Raw genomic sequence first — 23,458 nt, 5'->3', positions numbered from 1 at the left:
CCATCTCGACGCGGTCGCCGGGCGGTCGCAGGCCGGTCGCAGGTCCTGTCGTTGGGGGCGGTCAGGCGGGCCAGGCGGGGGTGGCGGCGGGGCCGCGGGCCGTCTCGTACCAGCGGGCGACGCGCAACAGCCGCACGTCGTCGAAGCGCCGCCCGGCCAGCTGGAGACCGACCGGTCGCCCGTCGGGGGTGAAGCCCGCGTTGACGCTCGCGGCCGGTTGCTCGGAGAAGTTGTACGGCGCCGTGTACGCGATGTGGTCCAGCGCCGTGACCGGGTCGTTCGTCGGGCTGTGCCACTCAGCCGGGAACGCGGCCACCGGCGCCACCGGCGAGAGCACCACGTCGAACGCCCCGGTCGCGGCGACCGTCGCGGCCCGCATCGCCTGCACGCTCTGGTAGGCGTGCATGACCTCGGAGCCGGTGAGCCCGGCCGCCCCGGCCGCCCACGCCTCGATGTAGGGCAGCACCGCGGCCCGCGCCGCGGGCGCCAGCCGCTCGAGGTCGAGCCACGACCGGGCGCGGAAGAACAGGTCCAACTGGCGCAGGTGGTCGGCGGTGATGATCGGCCCGATCGGCTCGACGGCCGCGCCGCCCCGCTCGAACAGCGCGCCCGCCTCCGCGACGGTCGCGGCGACGAGCGGGTCGGTCGGCACGCCGCACCCGGCGTCGAGCTGGAGACCGACGCGCAGCCCCCGCAGGTCGTGCAGCGGCTCGCGCCACACCGACGCCCAGCCGAGCCGGCTCGGGTCGGTCGCCTCGAGGTAGGTGTAGTCCCGCTGGCCCGGGTCGGCCACGGCGATGACCGACATCGCGAGCGCGACGTCGTCGACGGTGCGGGCCAGCGGCCCGACCGATCGCCCGATGTAGGGCGGGTCGACCGGCACGATCGCGTACGTCGGCTTGAGCGTCGCCAGGCCGGTCCACCCCGCCGGCAGGCGCACGGACCCGCCGATGTCGCTGCCGACGTGGATCGGGCCGCATCGCGCCGCCGCGGCGGCCGACGAGCCCGAGCTCGAACCGCCTACCGTCCATTGCGGATTCCACGGGCTGCGGGTCACGCCGTGCAGGCTCGAGACGCCGGAGGAGAGCATCCCGTAGTCGGGCATGACGGTCTTGCCGAGCCGCACGGCCCCCGCCTCGCGCATCGAGACCGCCACCGGCCCGTCCGCGGTCGCCGGCGGCGCGTCGGCCAGCGCGGCGGTGCCGCTGGGCACCGGCGTGCCGACCGTGGCGATGTTCTCCTTGAGACTGACCGGCACCCCGTCGAGAGCCCCGGACGCCTCGCCGCGCGTCCAGCGACGCGCACTGGCCGCCGCCGCCTCCCGGGCTTGTACCGCCTCGATGACATAAAAGGCGTTGAGCACCGGCTCCAGGCGCGTCAGGCGTTCCAGGGTGGCCGCGCACACCTCGACCGGCGAGAAGTCGCCGGCCGCGTACCCCGCGAGCAACTCCAGCGCGCTCAGCGAGACGAGCCCCGTCGCGTCCGGGCCCGACTCCGTGGCCAACTCAGTGCCTGACTCCCTGCTCGACCCAATGCCCAACCCCGTGCCTGAATCACGGCCCGACCCCGTGCCCGATCCCACGCCCGACCCCGTGCCCGTCATCCCGCGCCCTCCCCGCATCACCGCCGCTGACTGGCCATCGTGCCACCGCGCGCGGCGCGACGCCCCGCACCGCCTCGGATCACATCGCCTCGGATCACATCGCTTCGGCGCACCGCCGGGCCGCGACCTGCAGGATCTCCCACGCCGTGGCGAACGGCGGCGCGTACGACAGGTCCATCCAGGCCAGGTCGTCGACGGTGCCCTCGTGCCAGAGCACGGCTGCCGCCGCGTCGACCCGCTTGGCGGCGCCGCGGCCGCCGACGACCTGCACGCCGAGCAGCCTCCGGCTGGTGCGGTCGGCGAGCACCCAGATCGCGATCGGTTCGGCCTCCGGCATGTAACCGCTCGCCGTGGTGCCCTCGGTGAGCCGCCAGACGGGGTCGAAGCCGGCGGCGCGCGCCTCGTCGACGCCGATACCGGTGTGGCCGATCTCGACGTAGGCCGCGCCGTGCGCGAACCGCGTGATCGCCGTGCCGAGCGCGCCGTCGAACCTCAGGTCGCCGCCCGCGATCGCGTCGCCGGCGGCCCGCCCGGCCTTGTTGGCGTGGGTGCCCAACGGCAGGTACGCCCACTGCCCGGTGACGCGGTTGACGACCTCGCAGCAGTCACCGGCCGCCCACACCCCCGGCCCGACCTGCCCGCGCGGGTCAGGCCGCAGCGCCCCGTTCGCGGAGACGGGCAGGTCACCCAGAGCGGTCGCCGGCCGCACCCCGACGCCGACGACCATGAGGTCGGCCTCCACCCGACCGCCCCGCGTGTGCACGCCGCGCAGGCGCCCGTCCTGCAGGTCGACGCCCCGCACGCCGCAGTTCTCGCGGACGGTGACGCCCGCCTCTTGTAGCGTCTGGGTGATACGCGCCGACAGCTGCGGCGCCAGCGAGCTCATTACCCGAGACCGGGTGCACAGCTCGACGTCGAAGCCCCGGGCCAGCGCCGCCTCGGCGACCTCGACGCCGATGTAGGAGCCGCCGACGACCATGACCCGGGCGCCCGGACGGGCCGCGGCGAATCGGTCCAGCCAGGCCGCGCCGTCGTCGAGGGTCTTCACCGCACCGATGTCCGGGGAGTCGGCGGCCCACTCCGGCCGGATCGCGGTCGCGCCGGTCGCGATCATCAGGTCGTCGTAGCCCAGCGTCTGCCCGTCCGCCAGGCGCACCGTCCGGGTGGCGGTGTCGACGCTCTCGGCGCGGGTGTGCAGCCGCAGGTCGATGCCGCCCTCCCGGTGCTGGGAGGCGGTCCGGGCCACGAGGTCGTCGCCGGACCCCACGGCCCCGGCCAGCCAGTACGGGATGCCGCAGGCGGAGTAGGACGTGTGCCCGCTGCTCTCCAGTACGGTGACGCTCAGCTCCCGGCCGAGGCGGCGGGCGGTACGCAACGCCTGGTGGGCGGCGCTCATGCCGGCGGCGTCGGCGCCGATGACGACGAGGCGGTGGGTCACCCGCCCAGCCTGCCAGAGCGAACGGCTCCAGGCAGGTGCCGCGTAGCCTGGCACAATGACCGCGGCCCCCCGTCCGGAGCAGCCACGCCCATGAGCCCCTCGAGCGACCCACAAGACCGCCCGACCGGCGAGAACCCGGCTGCCGGCCAGAAACCGGCGTCCGGCGCAGACCCCACCGGCGAGCACTCGGCGGCCTCGGTGGCCCCTTCGACAGCTGAGCCCGCATCGGTCTCCGACTGGGCGGCGGCCGTGCTTGTGTTCGGCGCGAGCGCGGCGGTGCTCGTCGTCGAACTCGTCGCGCTTCGGCTGCTGGCGCCGTATCTGGGGCTGACGCTGGAGACGAACACGCTCGTCATCGGCATGGCCCTGACGGCGATCGCGGCCGGGTCGTGGTGGGGCGGGCAGGCGGCCGACCGTATCGATCCGCGTGCGGCGCTGGCCCCGCTGCTGGCCGCCTCCGGCGCCGCGGTCGCGGCGACCCCGTTTCTCGTGCGGCTCGCCGGCACCCTCGCCGACGGTGCCCTGCTGCTCGTCGCGTCGGCGGTGACCATCGTCGTGCCGGGCGCGCTGCTGTCGGCCGTGACACCGATGGTCACCAAGCTGCGTCTGACGTCCCTGACACAAACCGGCACGATCGTCGGGCGCCTGTCCGGCATCGGCACGGCCGGCTCGATCGTCGGCACGGTCGTCACGGGATTCGTGCTCGTCTCCCGGGTGCCGGTCACCGGCATCATGGTCGGGCTCGGTGTTGCGTTGCTGCTCGCCGCGGTGGCGGTCGCCGTGCTCCTGCGGCGCATCGAGCGGCGCCATCTCGCGGGCGGTGCGGCCGCCGCGCTCGTGCTCGGCGCCGCCACCGTGGCCACCCCGAGCGGCTGCGACGCCGAAACCACCTACCACTGTGCGACGGTCGTCGCCGACCCGCAGCGACCCGACGGCCGCACGCTCGTGCTCGACGGGCTGCGGCACTCCTACGTCGACGTCGCCGACCCCACCCACCTGGAGTTCGCGTACGTGCGGTCGATCGCCGCCGCCGTCGATGCGTTCGCCCCGCCGGGTTCCCTGCGCGTGCACAACATCGGAGGCGGTGGGCTCACCCTGCCCCGTTACCTCGCCGACGCGCGGCCGGGCACGAGCGGCACCGTCTCCGAGATCGACGCGGGGGTCGTGCGGATCGACCGCGAGGACCTCGCGCTGCCCGCTGACCTGCCCATGGACATTCGTGTGGAGGACGGGCGCGTCGGGCTGCGCGCGATCGCCGACACGAGCGTCGACCTCGTCATCGGCGACGCGTTCGGCGGGGTCAGCGTGCCGTGGCACCTGGCCACCCAGGAGGCGGTCGGGCAGATCCGGCGCGTGCTCGCCCCCGGCGGGCTGTACGCCGTCAACCTCATCGACTACGCGCCACTGGACTTCGCGCGCGCCGAGGTCGCGACGATCCGCACGCAGTTTCCGCACGTGCTGGTCGCCTCCTCACCGCCGGCGCTCGCACCGTCGGCAGCGGGCGGCCGAGGCGGTGCCGGTGGCAACCTCGTCGTGCTTGCCTCGCAGCGCCCCCTGGACGCACAGGCCTGGCAACGGCAGCTGACCGCTCGGGGTGTGCCGTGGACGGTGCTCTCCGACCCCGACATCGACGCGTGGGTGGGTGACGCGCCGCTGCTGACCGACGATTACGCGCCCGTCGACCAGCTGCTCACGCCGTACCCCGCCCCAGCCGGTGTCTGAGGGCCGACCCGCCCGGTTCGGACTGTCCCGACGCGCCTGCGAACCCGGGCACGGTCCCGACTCATCGAGACCCGCGAAGATAGTGGGAGATAAGCCCGCGTAGTCGCGGCAGATTTACCACGCTGTTCAGGGGTGCCGGGAGTGCGGTCGAGCGCCTCAGCTCCGCGGGCGCTGGCCGCTGCGAATCGTCTCGCGGTGTTTCTTCACCGACTGCACGTACGTCCACGAGTCGTCGTACATGCCGATCTTCCGCAGGCTGTCCAGGCCCTGGTAGTAGGCGGCGAGTTTGGCCGTCTCCGAACCGGTCTCCTTCTCCAGCGACTTCAGCAGGAGCACGCCGCAGGTGGCGTTGTCGCGCACGTTCCACAGATTGAGGGGGCGCCCGGCGAGGCGCCCCATGTAGTCACCGGTCAGCGGCTTGCACTGCATGGCGCCGATGGCGCCCTTGTCGGAGAGTGCGTTGTTCGTCCAGCGCGACTCCTGCCACGCGACGGCCAACGCCAGGCTCGGGCTGACGCCGTACTTGCGGGCGGTCTCGGCGACGACGTCGTGGGTGCGCCGGCGCTCGGCCGACAGACCGTCGGTCATGTTCGATCTCGAGACCTGCGCCGACCCCGACGTTCCCGAGACCGACGGGATCCGCAGCTTCTGACCGACCCGGATGATGCTGTCCGGGCCGATGCCGTTGACGCGGCGCAGTTGATCCTCGCTGACGCCGTGGTCGAGGGCGATGTGGCCGATGGTCTCCCCGGCGCGCACCTCGTGGCGTCCGGAGGACGGCACGGCGGGCGCGATGTGCACGATCGCGGGCGGGGGTGGGGGCAGGGCAGCGGGCATTCGGGTTCACCTCGGGGTGTCGAAACGGTCTCCGGCGGACCTCAGCGGGCACGAATTTAGCTGAGACACAGAGAAATCGGTGGGCAATCTGAACGCGTGTCCAACACTTAGGCCGGATATCGAACTGAATGCGGAGTGCCGTGGGGTCGTAAACGTACCTACGTCTTGACAGACGAAAGAGGTACCCGCGATGACTCCCGTGACCCCGGCCCGCATGACCGCACCGACCACCAGCCCGGACACCGCCGCGCAGCGAACACGGGCGGTGCTCTACGTCCGCATCAGTGACGACCCCGAGGGGCTGGAAAAGGGTGTGGAGCGGCAGGAGGCCGACTGCCGCGCCTACGCCGAATCCCTCGGCTACGAGGTCGTCGAGGTGTTCCGTGAAAACGACACCTCGGCGTTCAAGCAGCGCACCATCACCCTGCCCACCGGGGAAAAGGTGCGGCGTGTGGTGCGGCCCCGGTTCCGTGCCCTGCTGGGATTCCTGGCCCGTGGTGGTGCGGAGGCGATGATCGCCTACGACCTCGACCGGGCCGTGCGCGACCCCCGTGACCTGGAAGACCTCATCGACGCGAAAGTGCTCTATGGGTTCCGGGTGCTCTCCACCACCGGGAGCCTGCGCCTGGACAATGACTCCGACATTGCGATGGCTCGTGTGCTGGTGGCGATGGCGAACAAATCCAGCGCCGACACCGCGAGACGTGTGGCGCGGGCATCGAAGCAGCAGGCCCTCGACGGCAAATGGCACGGCGGCCGCGCCCCCTACGGCTACCGGATGGGCGACTCGACCCTGTACGTCATCCCCGAGCACGCCGCCCTCATCCGCGAGGCCGCTGACCGGGTGCTCGCGGGCGAGAGCCTGTACCTCATCACGCGGACATGGAACGAGCGCGGCGAACGCACCGGCAACGGAGTGGAGTGGTCAGAGAAAGCCCTCGCTCAGGTGCTGCGTAACCCGGCGCTGAAAGGCGTGCGCATCTACCGTCCGATCCTGCCGGATGGTCGCTCAGCGGAGGTGCCGGAGGTCGTCACCGAGGGCAACTGGCCCGCGATCCTCGACCCCGACAGGTGGCAGGAGGTCGTGGACGTGCTCGACGCCCGCCGCGCCCGTCGCACGACGTGGCCGGGCACCGTGAAGCGCGTGCACGCGTTCTCAGGTCTGATTCGGTGCGCGAACTGCGGCACGGCGATGCGCAAACAGGGGCCGCAGTACATCTGCCTGAACTACCAGCGCTCCGTCTGCTCCCGCTCCATCAATGCCCAAGAGGTCACCACGTTGATCGAGGAAGCGGTGCTGTCGGTGTTCTCCCGGATCGCCCTGACCCCGGAGCAGATGCCGTCCCGCACCGCCGAGACGGACGGGGAACGCGAAGCGCTGGCCGAGGGATTCGAGTCTGACCGGGAGGCGCTGGAACGCGTCGATGACGACCACTACGACGGGATCATCGACCGGGCGACGTGGATGCGGCAGCGCTCCCGCCTGGTCGAGCGCATCCGTACCCGTCAAAACGACTACCAGCAGCGCCTGGCCCGCATCCCCATCGTCGACGTGAACCTCGACGTGAGCACCGTCGCCTCGGAGTGGGAGGGCCGCTCCGCGACGTGGCGGCACGAGGCCGCACGGCTGGTGCTCGATACGGTGCTCATCCACGCCCACCCCACCGGGGTGCTCGCCGTCGTGCCGAAGCGCAAGGGCGACACCCAGGAGACCTATCGGGCGCGGTTGCGGGAACACCGCAACGATCTACTCGCCCGCCGCGTCGAGTTCATCTGGCACGCCTGACATGCCCGGCGGCTTCGGGAGTCCGCACAAACCCCGCAGCCGCTCCCGTATGCGCGGATCGGCGATCACGGGCGGCAGCCCCTGCGCCTCGCGGCTACGCCGGGCCAGACGCGCCCCGAACGACTCGGAGGCATCGCCGGACGTCGGCGGTTCAGTGGTTATCGTAGTGGTGCGCTGTGGAGAGGTCATGGAGGACAGGTACGACCGCCCGACCACAACATCTAGTATCCGTTGCCGGGTTGAGGTACTATATGCAGACTTATCCACAGGGTGAGCGGCCAGCACGGGCCTCACAGCAGGGCGACCCACGGGGGTGCCGATTCGGCACCGCCGTGAACCGCAGTGGTCAACGCCTCGCGGTGCCGTCACCGTGGCGGCACAGTGAGAGGCGCGGATCGGTAAAACCCCAGGTCGCACGGTGGGGCCAAATTGCCACCACCGTCAGCAGTGGCGGCGGGGGCGGAAATTTTCCACCCCCGTTGGCCTGGGAACGGCTCCGCAAATTTTGCGGCACCGTGCGGCAGACCCCCGGGTCGCACGGGGTGCAAATTTTGCACCCCCGTCGTTGCAGGTCGCGGGCGCGATACGCCTGGTCGCACGGTGGGGGAAATTTTCTCCCGCCGTCACCAGCAGGCCCGGAGCGAACGGGGTCGCCGAATCAGCGACCCCGTTGACGGCCCACAACGCACGAAAGCCCAGGTCGCACGGTTCCGGCAAATTGCCGCCACCGTGCCCTACGCCTCGGCCGACGACACCCCTGGCAACTTGGTGCCGTCGCATCGGCGGAACCAGACGCGACCGACCCAAGGGTGACGGTGGTGCAGATTTTTCACGACCCTCACCGGCTACGAGCAGAGTACGGCAGCGGCCTCGTGCGGTCTGCCGTGGTGCGCTTCGCATGCTCATGGTCGCTGCCTGTTCTCGGGTCGTGACGGGCGGGTCTCACCAGGTAGGTGCGCACCGCTTCCCACAACGGTGCTCGGGAGCCCGTAGAGGCGGTACCGGCCCGGTGTGACACCGACGTGCCGGAGGAACATCTCCGTGGCCTGGGTGCGCGACCAGCCCACCCGATGCGCGGCAGCATCCACGGTCAGATTCTCCTCGCGCAGCAGTCGCGCCATCGCCTCGACCCGCAGGCTCGCGAGATAGGCGCGGGGCGTCTTGCCATAGGCGGTGCTGAACACGCGGACGAGTTGCTTCGGGCACAGATGCACCATCTCCGCGAGGTCGCGCAGCGGCCACCGGCGAGCGATGTTGCTGTGCAGCGCATCGCGCACCGTCAGCGCCTCGACCCTCACCGGAACCGCGAGGCGTCGATGACGCAGCGACCGGGGGCGGGCCTTGGCCGACTGCGCCAGCACCTCCGTCACAGGCATGGTCTTGATATGCGGGCGGAGCACCTCAGCGACCGAGAACCACAGCGTCTGTATCCTGGCGAACGACTCCGCCGGGCTCCTGACGTTGCTGAGTTCGACCAGTTCATCCAGCCACGGCGCGAGTTTCCCGAGCCGCTGCTTACCGAGGCGGAGCACCTGCACCGGCTCCGCGAACACCAACGCGGCGATGTCGTGGGCTTCGAGCCGATCGAGCAGCAGCCCGGCGTGCTGCCAATAGAACATCTCCACGGCGTAATCAGGATCGAGGTACACCGTCGTCACGGTCACCTGCCCCTCGGGTTCGGCACCGCACGGCACGTTCGCGCCGATCAAGAGCACATCACCGATGTTGGCCGGTCGCTGCCCGAACTCACCGCTGAGGATCGCGGAGCCGTCACGAACGACGATGAGTTTGACACAGCTGAAGACAGTCGCTTCTCTCAGGCTGCGCATGGTGTGAGTGCTTGCAAGCAAAGGAGTAGTGATTATGTTCTCAATTGCGAGGAGACGTTGCTGATCCAGCGTCGTTGGTGCGGGGTTTCCACCGCTTGCGGATGGTAGTGCTTTCTCACCCAGTCCACGGCGTCATTGGCGGGTATCCCACTGATGGTGGCGAGCACGGCCAAGGCCGTTCCCGTTCGGCCCATGCCGCCGTCGCAGGCGATCTCGACCCGTTCGATTGCGGCTCGTTCGTACGCCTCATGAATTGCTGCGACGGCGTCAGCCGTGGAGGTTGGCAGGGAGAAATCCTGCCATAGAACCCAGCGGTGTGGCCAGCGATCGATACGCGGGGCGCGTCCGAGGAGATAGAAACCGAACTGAGGATCGAGCCCGTTGGGAAGCGGCGCGAGCAGGCCACGCCCTCGCACGCGGCGGCCATCGGGGAACTCAACTACGCCGTCACCGGTTTCCCATGTCGCGATCGCGTTCATGTCGCGGTGCCTATGCTTCATGTCGTCGGTCGATGCCGAGGGTTGCGATGAGGTCTTCGTGGAGTTGGAACCAGACCCGGTGGCAGGAGTCCACGTCGGTCTTGTCGATCCAGTCAAGTTCCCCGCTCTTGGCCCTGCGTAACGCCGACTCGTACCGCGCGACGTAGCCGTCGAACCTTGCGAGAACGGCAGATAGATTCTCGATCAAAGGAGCAAGTTCTCTGCCGAGGGACGTGAGTTCTTCGAGAACCCGCCCATCCCATGCGCGATCGAAATGATCATTGGGAGCGAACCGATCGGCTTCGGTCGGCTTGATCTGCCAGTCAGTGACGGCTCGCAACAAACGAGCGTTGAGTGGGAGGAAGACGCGATAAACGGCTGCCACTACGTCGTCGGGGTCGGCACTCACGCGCTCTGCCATGAGTTGGCGCTCGTTCTCCGCTTTGCCTGAGTCTGTGAGCGACCAGCCGTCGAGATCGGCGAACGCGACGTGCTGCACCCATCCAGCATGTTCCGCGACGCTCAACAGGCGCAGCGCGTCGGCGTGACTCGTTCCTGCACGCTCGGCGACCGTCTCGCTGTCGGCGAACCCCACGAGGCGCACGGCGTGCAGCACGAGGAGTTCCGCTGCGGACTGATGGGTCATACTCGCTTGTCCTGCCTGGCACTGAGACGGTTGACGTACTGCTGGCAGGCCTGTGGGGAGCGGAACCCCATCGCCTCGGCGATCTGCGCCCACGTCAGCCCCTCGTTGCGAGCTGCGAAGAGCAGACCGACCTCCACGCCCTCGACCTCTGCGCGAGCGGCCGGGAGCAACGAGAGCACTCCCAGGAGTTCATCCGGAGTCAGCTCGGATGAGCGCCACAGTGCGTACTGCGTCAGTTCGACTGCTGAGGGCGGCGTCGGTTCAGGTCGCCACGGCCGCGGCTCCAACTGGTCTGCACCTTTGTCGAGAAGCATGCCTTGGGCGTTGCGCTCACGCTCGGCCTGCGCATGGTCGGAAGTACCGGGGCCTTCGAGGTCGTGCTTGCGTTCCATACCACCCATCCTGCTACGATCAACATAATGTTGTCAATGTTTCGTTGATTGGTGGTGTGATGCTGACGACGCTCTCTGAGGCGACCCGGACGGACGCTGGCGGGAAAGCGGCGACGCTCGGTGCGCTGCTGCGCGCGGGGCTGCCGGTACCCGATGGGTTCGTCCTGCCGAGCGGCATCCAGCAGACAGGCACCGAGGTCGAGTGCGCGTTGCGCGATGCGGTTGCTCGTGGACTGGAGCGGATGGGCGACCCGGTGGTGGCCGTGAGGTCGTCGGCGACGAACGAGGACAGTGCAGAGGCGTCGGCCGCGGGCCAGTACGAGAGCGTCATCGGTGTGCGCGGCGCAGAGGATGTGTGTCAGGCGATCGCGACCTGCTGGGCTTCGGCCCGCGCCACGCGAGTGGGCGACTACTGGGCTCGCTCGGGTGACGGGTCGCCGCAGGCTTCGGGCATGTCAGTGCTCGTGCAGCCGGTCATCGAGGCCGATGTCTCGGGGGTTATGTTCACCCCTCAGCGCGCCGGTGGGCCGACGCGGATCGAAGCGTGCTGGGGACTGGGTCTGCCAGTCGTGGGCGGTACGGTCGGCCCCGACGCCTACGAGGTCGCCCCGGACGGGATCGTCGGCTTCTCGGCGGGAAGCAAGCAGACCCGCGTCGACCTGGATCACGAGCGCGGCGGTGTCGTGACCAGTGCCGTCACTCCGGGCAAGCAATCTGCACGCACGCTCGACGATACCGCGGTCACGGCGCTGGCCGACCTGGGAGGTCGGATCGCGGCTGCGCTTGGCGGGCCACAAGACGTCGAATGGGCGGTTGCTGACGGCACTGTCTGGATTCTTCAAGCACGTCCGATCACCGCTGCGCTTCCGGCCCGCAATGTTCGTGATTTGTCCGATCAGGCCGGGGTGCTGAGCGGTACTCCCGGTTCTCACGGAACCGTCACCGCGGCGGCTCGGGTGGTGCTCGGCCCATCGGATTTCTCGACTGTCCGTGCCGGTGACATCGTGGTCTGCCCGTACACCGATCCCGCCTGGACGCCGCTGTTCACCGTCGCTGCCGGGGTCGTCACCGAGACCGGCGGCGCGCTCTCGCACGCCGCGATCATCGCCCGCGAGTACGGCATCCCTGCCGTACTCGGCATCGACGGCGCCACTACCCATATCGAGAACGGTGACCGAATCACACTCGACGGAGCAGCCGGAACTGTGACCGTTCTTTGACCCCAACCCCTACCCCCGACTGAAAGGAGAGCGGGAGCATCGTCATGATCCTCCCGACCCGCTCATGGCAACCAGGTATCTCTACATTGCCCGGCACGGTGACGCCGACGCGTTCGGCAACCTCACCGACACCGGGCGCGAACAAGCCCGCCTGCTCGGTCAGCGATTGGCGCATCTTCCTATCGACGCCGTGTACCACTCGCCTTTGCCGCGAGCTGCCGATAGCGCCCAGCAACTCAACATCTTCCTCACCGGTACTGCGCCCGTCAGCGAAGCACCCGAGTTGATCGACCACGTGCCTTACGTGCCCACGCCAGAGGAGACTCCACCGTCATGGGTGCCGTTCTTCGACGGCTACGACACCGACGAGGCCGAGGCCGGGCACAAGATCGCGCAGAGCCTCACCGCGAGGTTCGCCACCCCTCCCGAGGGCGACGACGATACGCATGAAGTGCTCATCACCCATGCCTACCCAATCGCGTGGCTCATCCGTCATGCCCTGGACGCACCCGCGGTGCGATGGCTCGGCCTCAGCAGCGCCAACGCCGCCCTGACCGTGATCGAGAACCGGCCCGCACTGCCGCCGAGCATCACCATGTTCAACGACATGAGCCACCTTCGCCCCGAACTGCAATGGACGGGTTTCCCCACAGCATTGCGCCCCTGAACGCGGCGAGAAAGACAAAGGAGATTCGAGTGAGTGACTACGTGATCGAGGCCGAGGGACTGGTGAAACGGTACGGCAAGCACACTGCGCTGGACGGCGTAGATCTGCGTGCCCGCCCTGGAACCGTGCTCGGCGTCCTCGGCCCGAACGGGGCCGGGAAAACAACCGCGATCCGCATCCTGGCGACCCTGACCGGCCTCGATGCCGGAACCGCAAGAGTCGGCGGCATGGACGTAACCCGCGACGCGGCCAAGGTGCGACGGATCATCGGCTTGACCGGCCAGTACGCGACGCTGGACGAAGAACTCACCGGTGTAGGCAACCTAATCCTGATCGGACGCCTGCTCGATCTGCGCAAACCCGAGGCCGCCCGCCGAGCAGACGCGCTATTGGAGCGTTTCGGCCTGACCGAAGCCGCGAAGAAGCCCGTAGCCACCTACTCCGGCGGAATGCGCCGACGGCTCGATCTGGCGGCAAGCCTGGTCGGTAATCCTCGCATCGTGTTCCTCGATGAACCCTCGGTCGGGCTCGATCCTGGCAAACGCGAAGAACTGTGGCGGATCATCCGCGAACTCACCACAGATGGCGTCAGCGTTCTCCTGACGACGCAGTACCTCGAAGAAGCCGACGCGCTGGCCGACGAGATCAGCGTGATCGACCACGGGCGCGTGATCGCTCATGGCACCCCACCCGAACTCAAGCAGATCGTCGGCGGGCAGGCCATCGCCACCCGCCCTAAGAATCCCGCCGACGCTGAGAAAGCCGCTGCCATCCTCGCCGCCGTCTCCGGCCACCCGGTCGAGCACGCCGCCCAACACGAGCTAATCGCGCCAGTGGACAGTGACCGGGCGATGTTCGACATCGCCCGCCGCTTCGAAGAGGAGAGCATCGAGGTTGCCGAGTTCGCGTTACGACTCCCCAGCCTCGACGAAGTGTTCTTCACCCTGACCGGCGCACCCGCCGCCAGCGGCAAGACCGACGAGGCCGAAAGGAGCCACGCATGAGCACCATCACCATCACCGACACCAGCGCCGAGCGACGCCCCGCAGGGCTACTTCGGCACAGCCTGATCCTGGCCCGCCGCAGCCTGGCCAAGTCTGCCAGGAACCCCGGAGGTCTCGTCAACGGAGTCGTCACACCGGCGATCTTCCTGTTGCTGTTCGTCTACCTTTTCGGCGGCTCCGTCGCAGGCTCCACCGACGACTATCTGCTCTACCTGTTCCCCGGAATCGTGGTCATGGGCGCAGGACTCTCCGGGATGCTCTCCAGCGGGCTGAGCATCAACATCGACATGAAGAAAGGCGTTTTCGACCGATTCCGCAGCCTGCCCATCGGACGATCAGCACCACTGCTCGGGTCGATCATGGCCGACATGGTGCGCTACGTCATCGCCATCGCGTTGCTGTTCGGTATCGGCTACCTCATGGGCTTCCGCGTCCAGACCGACGCCGGTTCAGCCCTGACAGCAGTCGCGCTCGTGCTCGCGTTCGGGTTCTGCCTGAGCTGGGTGACCGTGTTCCTCGGCGTGCTGGTCAAAGACGAGGGCGCAGTCATGGCGTTCGCGTTCATCGTCTTCATACCGCTCATGCTCGGCTCCAGTCTCGCGGCCCCCATCGACACGCTCCCCGAATGGCTCCAAGCCTGGGCGAACGTCAACCCCGTTACCCACGCAATGGACGCCGCCCGAGCACTACTGGCCGGAGCACCGACAGGCAACTCGATCATGCAGACCATCATTTGGTCGGCTGGAATCTTGATCGTCTTCTGCCCCTTGGCCATCGCTGCCTACAACCGTAAACGCTGATATTCGCGCGTCACCTCACCCTGCTGCGCAGCGCCTCGCACCCCGCCGCCCCGCCAACAGCCATCCGGCCGACCGATCACGTCAGAATCGTCACCCCTCTTCAACTACTTGATGTACGTATGCCACGGCGGGGCCGTGGTGCGCACCTCCCTCATGAGACGACTCATGAGGGAGGCCAGGATGAGGGGCGGCATGATCCTGTTCCGCGGCAACGGTGCCGCCGCCCGCCGATACGTCGAGGCCGACCGCTCCCGCGCCGACGAGTATTACCTCGGCGCGGACGACGCCGTAGCCGAATACGCCGTGCTCGACGGTGCGGGCGAGGTCACCGCCGCCTGGTCGCTGTCGGCGGACGAGTACGAGGGCTGGGTGGACTGGGTCAACCCGGAGACGGGCGAGTCGATGGGCACGCCGCGTAAGCCCGCTGAGGGCACGAAAGGGTCGCCGTTGTTCGCGGAGATGACGATCAACGCGCCCAAGAGCTTGTCGGTAGCCGCTGCACTCCACCCGGACGTGTCGGCGGTGTTGGACGCGGCGCAGCAGGACGCCCTGTCCGAGATACGGCAGTGGCTCGGTCAGCACAGCGTCACGAGAGTCGGGCCGCGTGACGCGCGGGAAGTGGTGCCCATCGAGCGCATGCAGGTCGTCGGCATCAGCCACAAGACCTCGCGGGCGGGTGATCCGCACCGGCACATCCATATGCAGATAGGCACCCGCGTCTGGGCGGCTGGCAAGTGGCGGGCGCTCGACACCGCCGCCTTGTTCAAGCAGCAAGGAGCGATCCGTGCGATGGGCACGGCGGTCATCGCCGCGCACCCCGGCCTCGCGCAGACCCTCGCCGATCACGATCTGACGCTCGATCCGGTGAGCGGCGAGGTCGCGGAGTTGGAGCCGTTCAACGCGGTCATGTCGAAGCGCTCAGCGCAGATCAGGAAGAACCTCGACCGGCTCGAAACCGAGTGGCAGGCCGAGAACCCGGGCGAGGAACCCGGCCCGGTCATCACCGCTCGGATGCAGAGCATCGCGTGGGCGCACCAGCGGCCCGGTAAGAAGCCCGCCGACCTCAAAGACGAACAGTGGTGGCAGCAAGAACTCCGCGAGGCCGGCTACGACCCCGAACACCTCGCACGCAAGGCAGCGCAACCCCCGGTATCGTTGGATGACCTCGCTGTGCAGGAGCTCGCCAGCCGTGCGCTTGACCGTTGCGCCGCCGGGTCGTCGGCGTGGACACGGCACACCGTGCAGGAGCACGTCACCCGCATCACCACCGAGGCAGGCGTGCAAGCAGCACCGGCCGAGTTACGGAACTTCATCGGCCTCGCAACCGATCTTGCCGTTTCGGATTGCTTCTCAATCCTGCCGCCAGAAGCACCGACGCCGGAGCATGTCGCCCATCTGACCAGCCTGAGCGTGGTCGCCGCCGAGACCGCGCTGCGCGACCAACTCACCGCGAGCAGGCCGAAGCGGGAGCCGAACCACCCCGACGTGACCGAAACCGCACAAGCGGCAGGGCTGGACGGTGGGCAGACCATCGCCGCCGCTGCGGTCGCTTCAACCGATCCGCTCGTGATCGTGGAGGGCGCGGCCGGTGCGGGCAAGACCACGATGCTCGGCGTTGCAATCGAGGTCGCCGCCGAAGAGGGCAGATCGTCGCGGGTGGTTGCGCCGACACTGCGGGCGGCGCAGGTGGCGCACGAAGAACTCGACGTGCCTGCCACCAGCGTTGCGGTGCTGGTGTATGCGCATGGATGGCGGTGGAACGACGACGGTGTATGGACACGCCTCAAGCAGGGCGAGACCGACCCCGTGACCGGACGCATCTACACCGGCCCGCCGAAAGAGGCGGTGCTGCGCCGGGGTGAGCGGGTGATCGTGGACGAGGCCGGGATGCTCGACCAAGACACCGCCCACGCCCTGTTCACCGTGACCGCCGAGGCGGGGGCGACGGTCGCGCTCGTCGGCGACCGCGCGCAGTTGCCTGCGGTCGGTAGGGGCGGGGTGCTCGACATGGCCGCCCAGATCAGGGGCCACACCTACGACATGAGCGAACTCCACCGCTTCACCGACACCGAGTACGCGGCGCTCACGCTGGCGATGCGCGACCGCGCCGACCCCGGCGCAGTGTTCGACCGCCTCACCGCGATGGGGCTGATCCATCTACACACCGACGACGAGCAGGCCCGCGACCACATCACCGAGCACGCCCAGCACGGCGCGGCGATCACGGTCGCCACGAACGACGAGGCCGCCGCATTGAACGGGCGCATCCGAGCCGGGAGGGTCGAGTCCGGTCAGGTCGACGACACGGTGACGGCAACCGGCAGCGATGGCCTGAGTATCGGGCGGGGCGATCTGATCCAGACCCGGAAGAACGACCGCGACCTCGGGGTCGCGAACCGGCAACATTGGATCGTCCAGCAAGTCACAGAGGACGGCACCGCCTACGCCCGCGAAGCCGCCAGCGGGCGCAAGAGCCCCCGCGCCGTCGCGCTCCCGGCAGAGTATGTGCGTGAGCATGCGCACCTGTCCTATGCTGCGACCGCTTACGGCGTCCAAGGCGCAACCGTCAACGCCTCGCACACGGTGCTGACCGAGGCGACCAGCGCAGCGAGCGTCTACGTCGGCATGACCCGAGGCCGCGAGACCAACCGGCTCCACGTTGTCGCCGAGGACATGGCCGACGCGCGGGCGCAGTTCATCGGAGCGATGGAACGCGACCCCGCAGACCGGGGCCTCGACCACGCCACCGCCCAGGCCATCGAAGCCGTGCGCGGGCTCACCGCAGATGGCCCGGTCAAGCGCGTCACCGACGAACTCTCCCGCCTCGGCCGTGAAGCTGAACGCGCCGAACTCGCAGCGGAACGGTGGGAGCAGATCGCCAACCGGCTCGACGCCCAACGCGCCACCCACCGCGCCGAGGACGACGAGAGCGTCGCTGCACTCCGTAAGGCCGAAGAAGCCGCCGAGCAAATACGTGCCGAGGTCGCCCAGCCGCTCATCGTGCAGGCCGAGCACGACGGTGCCGCCTACCTCGCCGCCGTCGAAGACGAGACCGCTGCCAGTGCCCGACTCTCGACAGTCGGTAGGTTTGGCAGGCGCAAGGCCCTCACCAAGCACCGCTCCGCAACCGAACAGACCCAGACCCTCCGGGCGCAGGTGCGCGAGTCCTGGTGCGAGCCACCCCGCACCGCCGAGGCACTTCCCGCCTGGGCGGAGCAGCGAACCAAGCGACACGCCGAGCACGATCCCCGCGTGATCGACGCCGCCCAGCACGTCGAAGCAGCCCGAGCCGAGCGGGAAACGATGCGCAAGCGGCACGAGCAGGAACACTTGGCGTTGCTGGTCAGCGAGTACGGGGCCGAACGAGTCCGCCTCGACCACCTCGGCATGCGCATGACCAACCCGAGACGCGACGCACGCGACGCGCGCGCCAAGGCCGCCATGACTGGCGCAGAAGCAGACGAACTCCGCAGCCTCCCGATCCCCGAAGCCGCCGCACGCATCGAAGCCAAGCGTGCCGAGCAGGAACAGCGAAAGCAGCAGGCAGCGGAGCGGGCACGGCAGCTCACCGACCCGTTCGAGCACGATCCCCATCGCAACGCCCCGCGACATGAGGGGCCGACACGCGGGCTGTAGAAACGCGGCGTGGACTATGAATCGATGCGAAGGTAATCATACGTGTTAGCCTGTATGTATGAGACGGACTGCTGAGGACGCGGAGCGTACGCGTCTGGCGTTGCTTGAGGCGGCGTTGATGGCCTTCGAAGAGAAGGGGTGGAGGGGGGCAACGTTCGAGCATGTCGCTGAACGTGCAGGTCTCACCCGCGGAGCGTTGCACCACCACTTCCGTTCCAAGGCCGTGCTGCTGGAGGAAGCGCTCACGTGGGGCTGGGCCGAGTACGGCAACCACCTCTTCGTCCACAACGGCGAGGCGACACTCTCAGCGCTGTTGACGGAGTTCGTGACGCTGCTGCGAGATGACGCCCTGTTCCGTGCCCTGGCTGCGAGCACCGTGCTCGTCGCCCCGCAAGCGCTCACTGACCGCTCGGAGAAGAACGCCGCTCTCGATGCCTGGCGCGATCAGATCGCTGCCACCCTCCCCAGCACGGGCGAGGCCGACTCTGAGACGGTCGCGGGCTTGGCGCTGGTGTTCTTACAAGGGCTCACCGTGACTGCGGTGACCCGACCCGATGATCTTCCGCAACCCGACGAATTGAGCGCCGCCATGACGGCACTGGCAAGGGGGTTGCTCACCTAGAAAGGACTCGTCACCTCATGACGACACACGACCCGGCCTCGCATATTCGAGGCACCACCCCGGCCCGCGCACTCATTGTCGGCTCGGCCGCGATGTTCACCGACATGCTCGTGCACGGCCTGGCCGTGCCCGTGCTCCCATTGCTCCCCGCCGTGGTCGAGCAGGGGCCAGCCGCCACCGGCATCCTCTTCGCCTCCTACGCGGTCGCGATGATCGTCGCGACGCTGTTCGCCGGGCGCATCGTCGACCGGCACGGCCCGAAGACCCCGCTCCTGATCGGCCTGGTCGGGCTTGCCGCTGCAACCCTGTTGTTCGCCACCGGTGGCCCCTACTGGTTACTCCTTGTCGCTCGCTTGGCACAGGGCATCGCAGGCGGCATGTCCTGGGTTGCCGCGCTCTCCCTGATCGCAGCAACGACGAGCTTCGAGAAGCGTGGTCAGGCGATGGGGATCGCCATCTCCAGCCTCACACTCGGCGTGCTGCTCGGCCCGCCACTTGCCGGGTTCATGGTCGAACACCTCGGCACCGCCTCCCCGTTCCTGCTCGCCACCGGAATCGCCTTGGCTGACGGGGTGCTGCGCATCGTCCTCGTCAAAGGCTCTCCACGGGTCACCGACGACACCGCAGGCCCGCTCGCGGTGCTACGGGTGCCTGGCTCGTTCTCTATCGTCCTCGCCATCGCTATCGGCGCGGGTGCGCTCTCCGCCATCGAACCCGTGCTGCCCGTGCATCTCGGGGCCGGGTCGCTCATCATTGGCCTGCTCTTCGGGCTCGCCTCGCTCGCGGCGATCATCGCCAATCCCATTGTCGGGAAGTACGTTGCCACGGCATCGCCGAGGGTCCTCATCGGTTCCGGTGTTGCCGCTGCCGCCGCTTCTCTGCTGGTCATCGGCTGGGCCGGTGAACTGTGGCAGACCTGCGTCGGTATGGGGCTTCTCGGCGTCTCCTCGGCGCTGTTGCTGGCCCCGGCGACCACGCTCATCAGCGAGCAGGGGTTCCGGTCGAGCCCGCCGACCCTCGGCGGATCGTTCGCGCTCTACAACTTCGCCTACGCAGGTGGGCTGGCGCTCGGGCCGCTCCTGGCCGGGTTCGGGGTACAGCGAACAGGCTTCGCCGCGACGATGACTTTCGGCGCAGTCCTCTTCCTCGCCGTTGGCTCAATAGCCCTGATACGGCTCCCAATACGACAGCACGAAGGAGCACATAGCAACTGACCGAACCCGGACTCGGGGGGCGCGCTTCGTTCGATGACATTGGGCAGGACGCGCCCCCGCGCAGTAGGCTGAGAACCGCAGAAACAAGCCGAGCGAGACGTGACTACTTTTGCTCCCCTACGGGGTCCCGGGTGCCCGGTAGCATCGCGGCGTGAACAGGCTGCGGGGATGGCTGGCGAGCCGGTGAGCAGGCTGGCCGAGACGGACGGGGACTCGGTTTCGCGCGGGCATCGGTGGCTGCGTCTGCTCGTCGCGGGAGCCTGGCTCGCGGTGCCGCTGTGGCTGGCGCTCACCCGCTTCGACACGCTGCGCGCCGGGCACCCGGCGCACCCCGTGACCCTGGCTCTGGCGTTCCTCGTGGGAGCCGGGCTGCTCGCTCGCGCGCTCCGCCCCGCGCCGGTCAGGCGCCGATGGCCTCTCGTGCGGGCCCTGGCGGCCGTGCTGGTCACCGTGCTCGCCTGCGGCGTGCTCGCGTGCCTGCGGCCGTTCTCCGCGAGTCCGACCGCGGTCGCGGCGACGTCGAGTCCGAGCGTCACTGTGACGCAGGGCTCCTCGTCGATCACCCTGGCGCCGACAACCCCTGATTCGGGCGTGGGCCTGATCTTCCAGCCGGGCGCGCGGGTGGACCCGAGGGCCTACGTGCCGCTGCTCGTGCGGGTCGCCGAACGCGGACACCGGGTCGTCATCGTCAAGCAGCCGTTCGACCTGGCGTTCGCCGCCCTCGGCGCACCGAGCCGCGTCATGGACGCGAACCCGCAGGTCAGCAGGTGGGTGGTGGGCGGGCACAGCCTGGGCGGCGTCGCGGCCGCCCGCGCGGCCGCAACCGGCGACCCCCGGATCGCCGGCCTCGTGCTGTGGGCCTCCTACCCCGACTCCTCGGTGCGCGACGTGCCGCTGCCCGCGCTGTCGATCTACGGCACCCGCGACGAACTGGCGACCGCCTCGGTCGTGCGCGGCGCCGCCGAGCAGCTGCCGAGCGCGAGCTTCGTTGCCGTCGAGGGCGGCTCGCACGCGTACTTCGGCGACTACGGCGAGCAGCCGGGAGACGGGGTGCCCACCGTCTCCCGCGACGTCGCCCAGCGACAGATCGCCGCCGCGACGGCCGACTTCCTCGGAGGGATCGGCGACTGAGCCGCCGCCCTCAGCGACGTCGCGGCGTCGATCACGTCGCGGCGACGGCCGAATCCTGCCGCAGCCGAACGTGGCTCGCGGTCAGGTCGCGCACGTCCGGTACCCCGAGCAGGCTCAGCGTGCGGTGCACCTGCGAGGTGAGGATCTCCAGCGAGCGGGTCACGCCCGCCTGGCCGCCGGCCATGAGCCCGTACAGGTAGGCGCGCCCGACCATGACGGCGTCGGCGCCCAGGGCCACGGCGGCCACGATGTCGCCGCCGTTGAGCACGCCGCTGTCGAGCAGCACCGGCACGCGGTGGTCGACGGCCGCGACGACCTCGGGCAGCAGCTCCAGGGGCGCGACCGCCCGGTCGAGCTGGCGGCCGCCGTGGTTGGAGACGATGAGGCCGTCGACGCCGAGGTCGACGAGGTCTCGGGCGTCGTCCGGGTGCTGGATGCCCTTGACGACGATGCGCCCCGGCCAGCTCTCGCGCAGCCAGGCGAGGTCGGCGAGCGTGACGCTCGGGTCGAACATCCGGTCGACGAGGTCGGCCACGCTGCCTCCCGAGGTGCGCAGCGAGGCGAACTCGATCGGCTCGCTGGTCAGCACGTTCGCCCACCAGCGCGGGCGGATCGCCATGCCGCCGATCGTGCGCGGGGTCAGCGAGGGCGGCACCGTCAGGCCGTTGCGGACGTCGCGCAGCCGCTGCCCGGCCACCGCCGTGTCGACCGTGAGGACGAGGGTCTCGAAGCCGTTGGCGGCGGCGCGGCGCATGAGGTCGCGGGAGGCGTCGCGGTCGCGCCACAGGTACAGCTGGAACCAGTGCTGCACCTCCGGAACGTCGGCGGCGAGGTCCTCGACGGAGACGGTGCCCATCGTCGACAGCGCGTACGGCACCCCCGCCGCGGCCGCGGCCCGACCGACGGCCCATTCGCCCTCGTGGTGCATCATCCGCGTGAAACCGGTTGGCGCGAGCACGAGCGGGACCGGACTGGTCACGCCGAGCAGCTCGACACCCGCGCGCACCCGCGCGACGTCGCGCAGCACGTGCGGGCGAAACTCCACGCGCCGGAACGCCTCCCGCGCCCGCTGTAGCGAGACCTCGCCCTCGGCGGCACCGTCGACGTAGTCGAAGACCGCTGTGGGGGCGCGCCGCTTCGCCAGGGCGCGCAGGTCTTCGATCGTCGCCGCCCGCGCCAGGGTCGCCTCCGTGCGCCGCCAGGTCGGCTTCTCGAACTGCACGAGCGGGCGCAGCTCGCCCCACGTCGGAATCCGTCGCTGCAGTGGCATCGCCACACCCCCACCTCTCGCCGGCCGGCCGCGCCGCGGCCCTCGCAACAGCCAGAGACCCTACTCCTGGTCGGCGTGACGACGGGCCGCCCGGGGCGCACGCCGCCTCGGCCCGGGCACCGGCTCCTCGACCGGACACGTGCGATCGCAGGTGTCCCGTCGACCGGAAGGTGTCCGTTCGTCAGCCCGTCACGGCCGGTGAGGCCGGTGAGGGAGTCCGTCGCGCTGGCTCACGGTTCGAGCGGACGCTGCGCGCTCACGGGCTCCGACGGGGGAGAGGCCCAGCAGGCGAGCAGCGAGAGCGCTTGCGCGCTGGGCGAATCCGGGGCGGCCGTGTAGACGTTGAGGCGCTGGCCCGGGTCGCTCGGCAGCTCGAACGCCTCGAAGTCGAGCGTGAGGTCGCCGACGAGCGGGTGGTGCAGCCGCTTGACGCCGGACCGGTGGTAGCGCACGTCGTGGGCGGCCCACAGGTGGCGGAATTGCTCGCTGCGCGTGCAGAGCTCGCCGATCAGGTCGTGGAGTTCGCGGCTGTAGGGGTCACCGCCGGCCTCCGCGCGCAGAAAGGCGACGGCGTCGCTGCGCACGGAGTCCAGATCGACGAAGAAGTCTGGCGCCGTAGGGTCGAGGAAGACGAACCGGGCGCTGTTCGGTGTCTCGCGGGGGCCGCAGCGCTCGTACACCGGGCCGTACAGGGCGCGGCCCAGGTCGTTGGCGGCCAGGATGTCGAAGCGGCCGTTGCGGATGTACGCCGGGCTCGGCATGAGATCGAGCACGCGCCGGACCGTCGCGCGCACCCGCATGCGCGCCGGTCGTGCCTGACGGCGACCACCGCTCGGCGCGGCCGCGGCCCGCACGATCTTGTGCAGATGGTCCCGTTCGGCCTCATCGAGCTGCAGCGCGTGCGCCAGTCCGTCGAGCACGGTGTCGGAGACCGACCCGACGCGGCCGCGTTCGAGGCGGATGTAGTACTCGACGCTGATGCCCGCGAGCAACGCCACCTCCTCGCGGCGCAGCCCGGTGACGCGGCGGTTGACGCCGTAGACGGGCAACCCCACCTCGGCCGGCGTCAATCGCGCACGTCGGGTGCTGAGGAAGTCGCGCAGCTCGTCCTTGGGGTTCACCCGATTCAGCCTACGAAGCGCGCGGGCGAGCGCCAGACCCT

At 69.5% G+C, this 23,458-nt stretch carries 19 protein-coding genes; 10 read left to right on the top strand and 9 right to left on the bottom strand.

Annotation, left to right across the window (positions count from 1 at the left end):
• Window positions 1–61 precede the first annotated feature (61 nt).
• Both PINTE_RS03120 and PINTE_RS03115 read right to left on the bottom strand, forming a co-directional pair.
• Window positions 62–1,504, bottom strand: coding sequence for an amidase (locus PINTE_RS03120; RefSeq protein WP_068426091.1), 1,443 nt, complete (start codon window positions 1,502–1,504; stop codon window positions 62–64).
• Window positions 1,505–1,697: 193 nt separating this feature from the next.
• Window positions 1,698–3,041 (bottom strand): FAD-dependent oxidoreductase, encoded by a 1,344-nt coding sequence (locus PINTE_RS03115; protein ID WP_084343167.1) that lies wholly within the window; start codon window positions 3,039–3,041, stop codon window positions 1,698–1,700.
• Window positions 3,042–3,131: 90 nt separating this feature from the next.
• Here PINTE_RS03115 and PINTE_RS03110 point away from each other — a divergent pair, with 90 nt between their 5' ends.
• Window positions 3,132–4,763, top strand: a complete 1,632-nt coding sequence (locus PINTE_RS03110; protein ID WP_169798439.1) for a fused MFS/spermidine synthase — start codon at window positions 3,132–3,134, stop codon at window positions 4,761–4,763.
• A gap of 156 nt (window positions 4,764–4,919) precedes the next feature.
• Here the strand turns inward: PINTE_RS03110 and PINTE_RS03105 are convergent, their stop codons facing one another.
• Entirely contained in the window at window positions 4,920–5,600 is a 681-nt protein-coding gene (locus PINTE_RS03105; RefSeq protein ID WP_068426089.1) for a lytic transglycosylase, read from the bottom strand.
• A 214-nt stretch (window positions 5,601–5,814) separates the two neighbouring features.
• Here PINTE_RS03105 and PINTE_RS03100 point away from each other — a divergent pair, with 214 nt between their 5' ends.
• On the top strand, window positions 5,815–7,386 hold the full coding sequence (locus PINTE_RS03100) for a recombinase family protein (RefSeq protein ID WP_245642772.1): 1,572 nt from the start codon (window positions 5,815–5,817) through the stop codon (window positions 7,384–7,386).
• Between the two features lie 902 nt (window positions 7,387–8,288).
• Here the strand turns inward: PINTE_RS03100 and PINTE_RS03095 are convergent.
• From PINTE_RS03095 to PINTE_RS03085, 4 genes are read right to left on the bottom strand one after another with little or no spacing between them, the layout of a single operon-like run.
• Window positions 8,289–9,215: a helix-turn-helix domain-containing protein gene (locus tag PINTE_RS03095; RefSeq protein WP_068426083.1), complete on the bottom strand. Its 927-nt coding sequence runs from the start codon at window positions 9,213–9,215 to the stop codon at window positions 8,289–8,291.
• Window positions 9,216–9,247: 32 nt separating this feature from the next.
• Complete coding sequence (locus tag PINTE_RS21660) at window positions 9,248–9,694, bottom strand: protein-tyrosine phosphatase family protein (RefSeq protein WP_084343166.1); 447 nt, start codon at window positions 9,692–9,694, stop codon at window positions 9,248–9,250.
• A gap of 10 nt (window positions 9,695–9,704) precedes the next feature.
• The gene (locus tag PINTE_RS03090; protein WP_068426080.1) at window positions 9,705–10,340 is read right to left on the bottom strand and encodes a transcriptional regulator; all 636 of its coding nucleotides are present in this window, start codon (window positions 10,338–10,340) and stop codon (window positions 9,705–9,707) included.
• Window positions 10,337–10,732 carry a DNA-binding protein gene (locus PINTE_RS03085; RefSeq protein WP_068426077.1) on the bottom strand — a complete coding sequence of 132 codons (396 nt, stop codon included), beginning with the start codon at window positions 10,730–10,732 and terminating at the stop codon, window positions 10,337–10,339. Before PINTE_RS03085 ends, PINTE_RS03090 begins: the two co-directional genes overlap by 4 nt.
• A 59-nt stretch (window positions 10,733–10,791) precedes the next feature.
• On the opposite strand from PINTE_RS03085, the gene PINTE_RS03080 reads away from it, so the two are divergent.
• The 8 genes from PINTE_RS03080 to PINTE_RS03045 all read left to right on the top strand — a co-directional run bounded on the left by PINTE_RS03080 (window position 10,792) and on the right by PINTE_RS03045 (window position 21,026).
• Entirely contained in the window at window positions 10,792–11,952 is a 1,161-nt protein-coding gene (locus PINTE_RS03080) for a PEP/pyruvate-binding domain-containing protein (RefSeq protein ID WP_068426148.1), read from the top strand.
• 64 nt (window positions 11,953–12,016) lie between these two features.
• Window positions 12,017–12,619 carry a histidine phosphatase family protein gene (locus tag PINTE_RS03075; protein ID WP_068426074.1) on the top strand — a complete coding sequence of 201 codons (603 nt, stop codon included), beginning with the start codon at window positions 12,017–12,019 and terminating at the stop codon, window positions 12,617–12,619.
• A gap of 29 nt (window positions 12,620–12,648) precedes the next feature.
• The gene (locus tag PINTE_RS03070) at window positions 12,649–13,623 is read left to right on the top strand and encodes an ATP-binding cassette domain-containing protein (RefSeq protein WP_068426071.1); all 975 of its coding nucleotides are present in this window, start codon (window positions 12,649–12,651) and stop codon (window positions 13,621–13,623) included.
• Window positions 13,620–14,423 (top strand): ABC transporter permease, encoded by an 804-nt coding sequence (locus PINTE_RS03065; RefSeq protein WP_068426068.1) that lies wholly within the window; start codon window positions 13,620–13,622, stop codon window positions 14,421–14,423. The genes PINTE_RS03070 and PINTE_RS03065 overlap by 4 nt, the downstream gene beginning before the upstream one ends.
• A 192-nt stretch (window positions 14,424–14,615) precedes the next feature.
• Window positions 14,616–18,059, top strand: coding sequence for a MobF family relaxase (gene mobF / locus PINTE_RS03060; RefSeq protein ID WP_245642771.1), 3,444 nt, complete (start codon window positions 14,616–14,618; stop codon window positions 18,057–18,059).
• Between the two features lie 58 nt (window positions 18,060–18,117).
• Window positions 18,118–18,681: a TetR/AcrR family transcriptional regulator gene (locus PINTE_RS03055; protein WP_068426063.1), complete on the top strand. Its 564-nt coding sequence runs from the start codon at window positions 18,118–18,120 to the stop codon at window positions 18,679–18,681.
• A gap of 17 nt (window positions 18,682–18,698) precedes the next feature.
• On the top strand, window positions 18,699–19,895 hold the full coding sequence (locus PINTE_RS03050) for an MFS transporter (RefSeq protein ID WP_068426060.1): 1,197 nt from the start codon (window positions 18,699–18,701) through the stop codon (window positions 19,893–19,895).
• Between the two features lie 168 nt (window positions 19,896–20,063).
• Complete coding sequence (locus tag PINTE_RS03045; RefSeq protein ID WP_084343165.1) at window positions 20,064–21,026, top strand: alpha/beta hydrolase; 963 nt, start codon at window positions 20,064–20,066, stop codon at window positions 21,024–21,026.
• 31 nt (window positions 21,027–21,057) lie between these two features.
• Here the strand turns inward: PINTE_RS03045 and PINTE_RS03040 are convergent, their stop codons facing one another.
• A complete protein-coding gene (locus PINTE_RS03040) occupies window positions 21,058–22,296 on the bottom strand; it encodes an alpha-hydroxy acid oxidase (protein WP_068426145.1) in 1,239 nt (412 codons plus the stop codon).
• A gap of 230 nt (window positions 22,297–22,526) precedes the next feature.
• Window positions 22,527–23,417, bottom strand: coding sequence for a helix-turn-helix transcriptional regulator (locus PINTE_RS03035; protein WP_217996477.1), 891 nt, complete (start codon window positions 23,415–23,417; stop codon window positions 22,527–22,529).
• Window positions 23,418–23,458: the final 41 nt, after the last annotated feature.

It is taken from the genome of Piscicoccus intestinalis NBRC 104926, from assembly GCF_001515525.1.
In the GTDB taxonomy this organism is placed as follows: Bacteria; Actinomycetota; Actinomycetes; order Actinomycetales; family Dermatophilaceae; genus Kineosphaera; species Kineosphaera intestinalis.
Note: the sequence above shows the minus strand (reverse complement) of the source record. Positions and strands in the feature narration are given on the sequence as shown.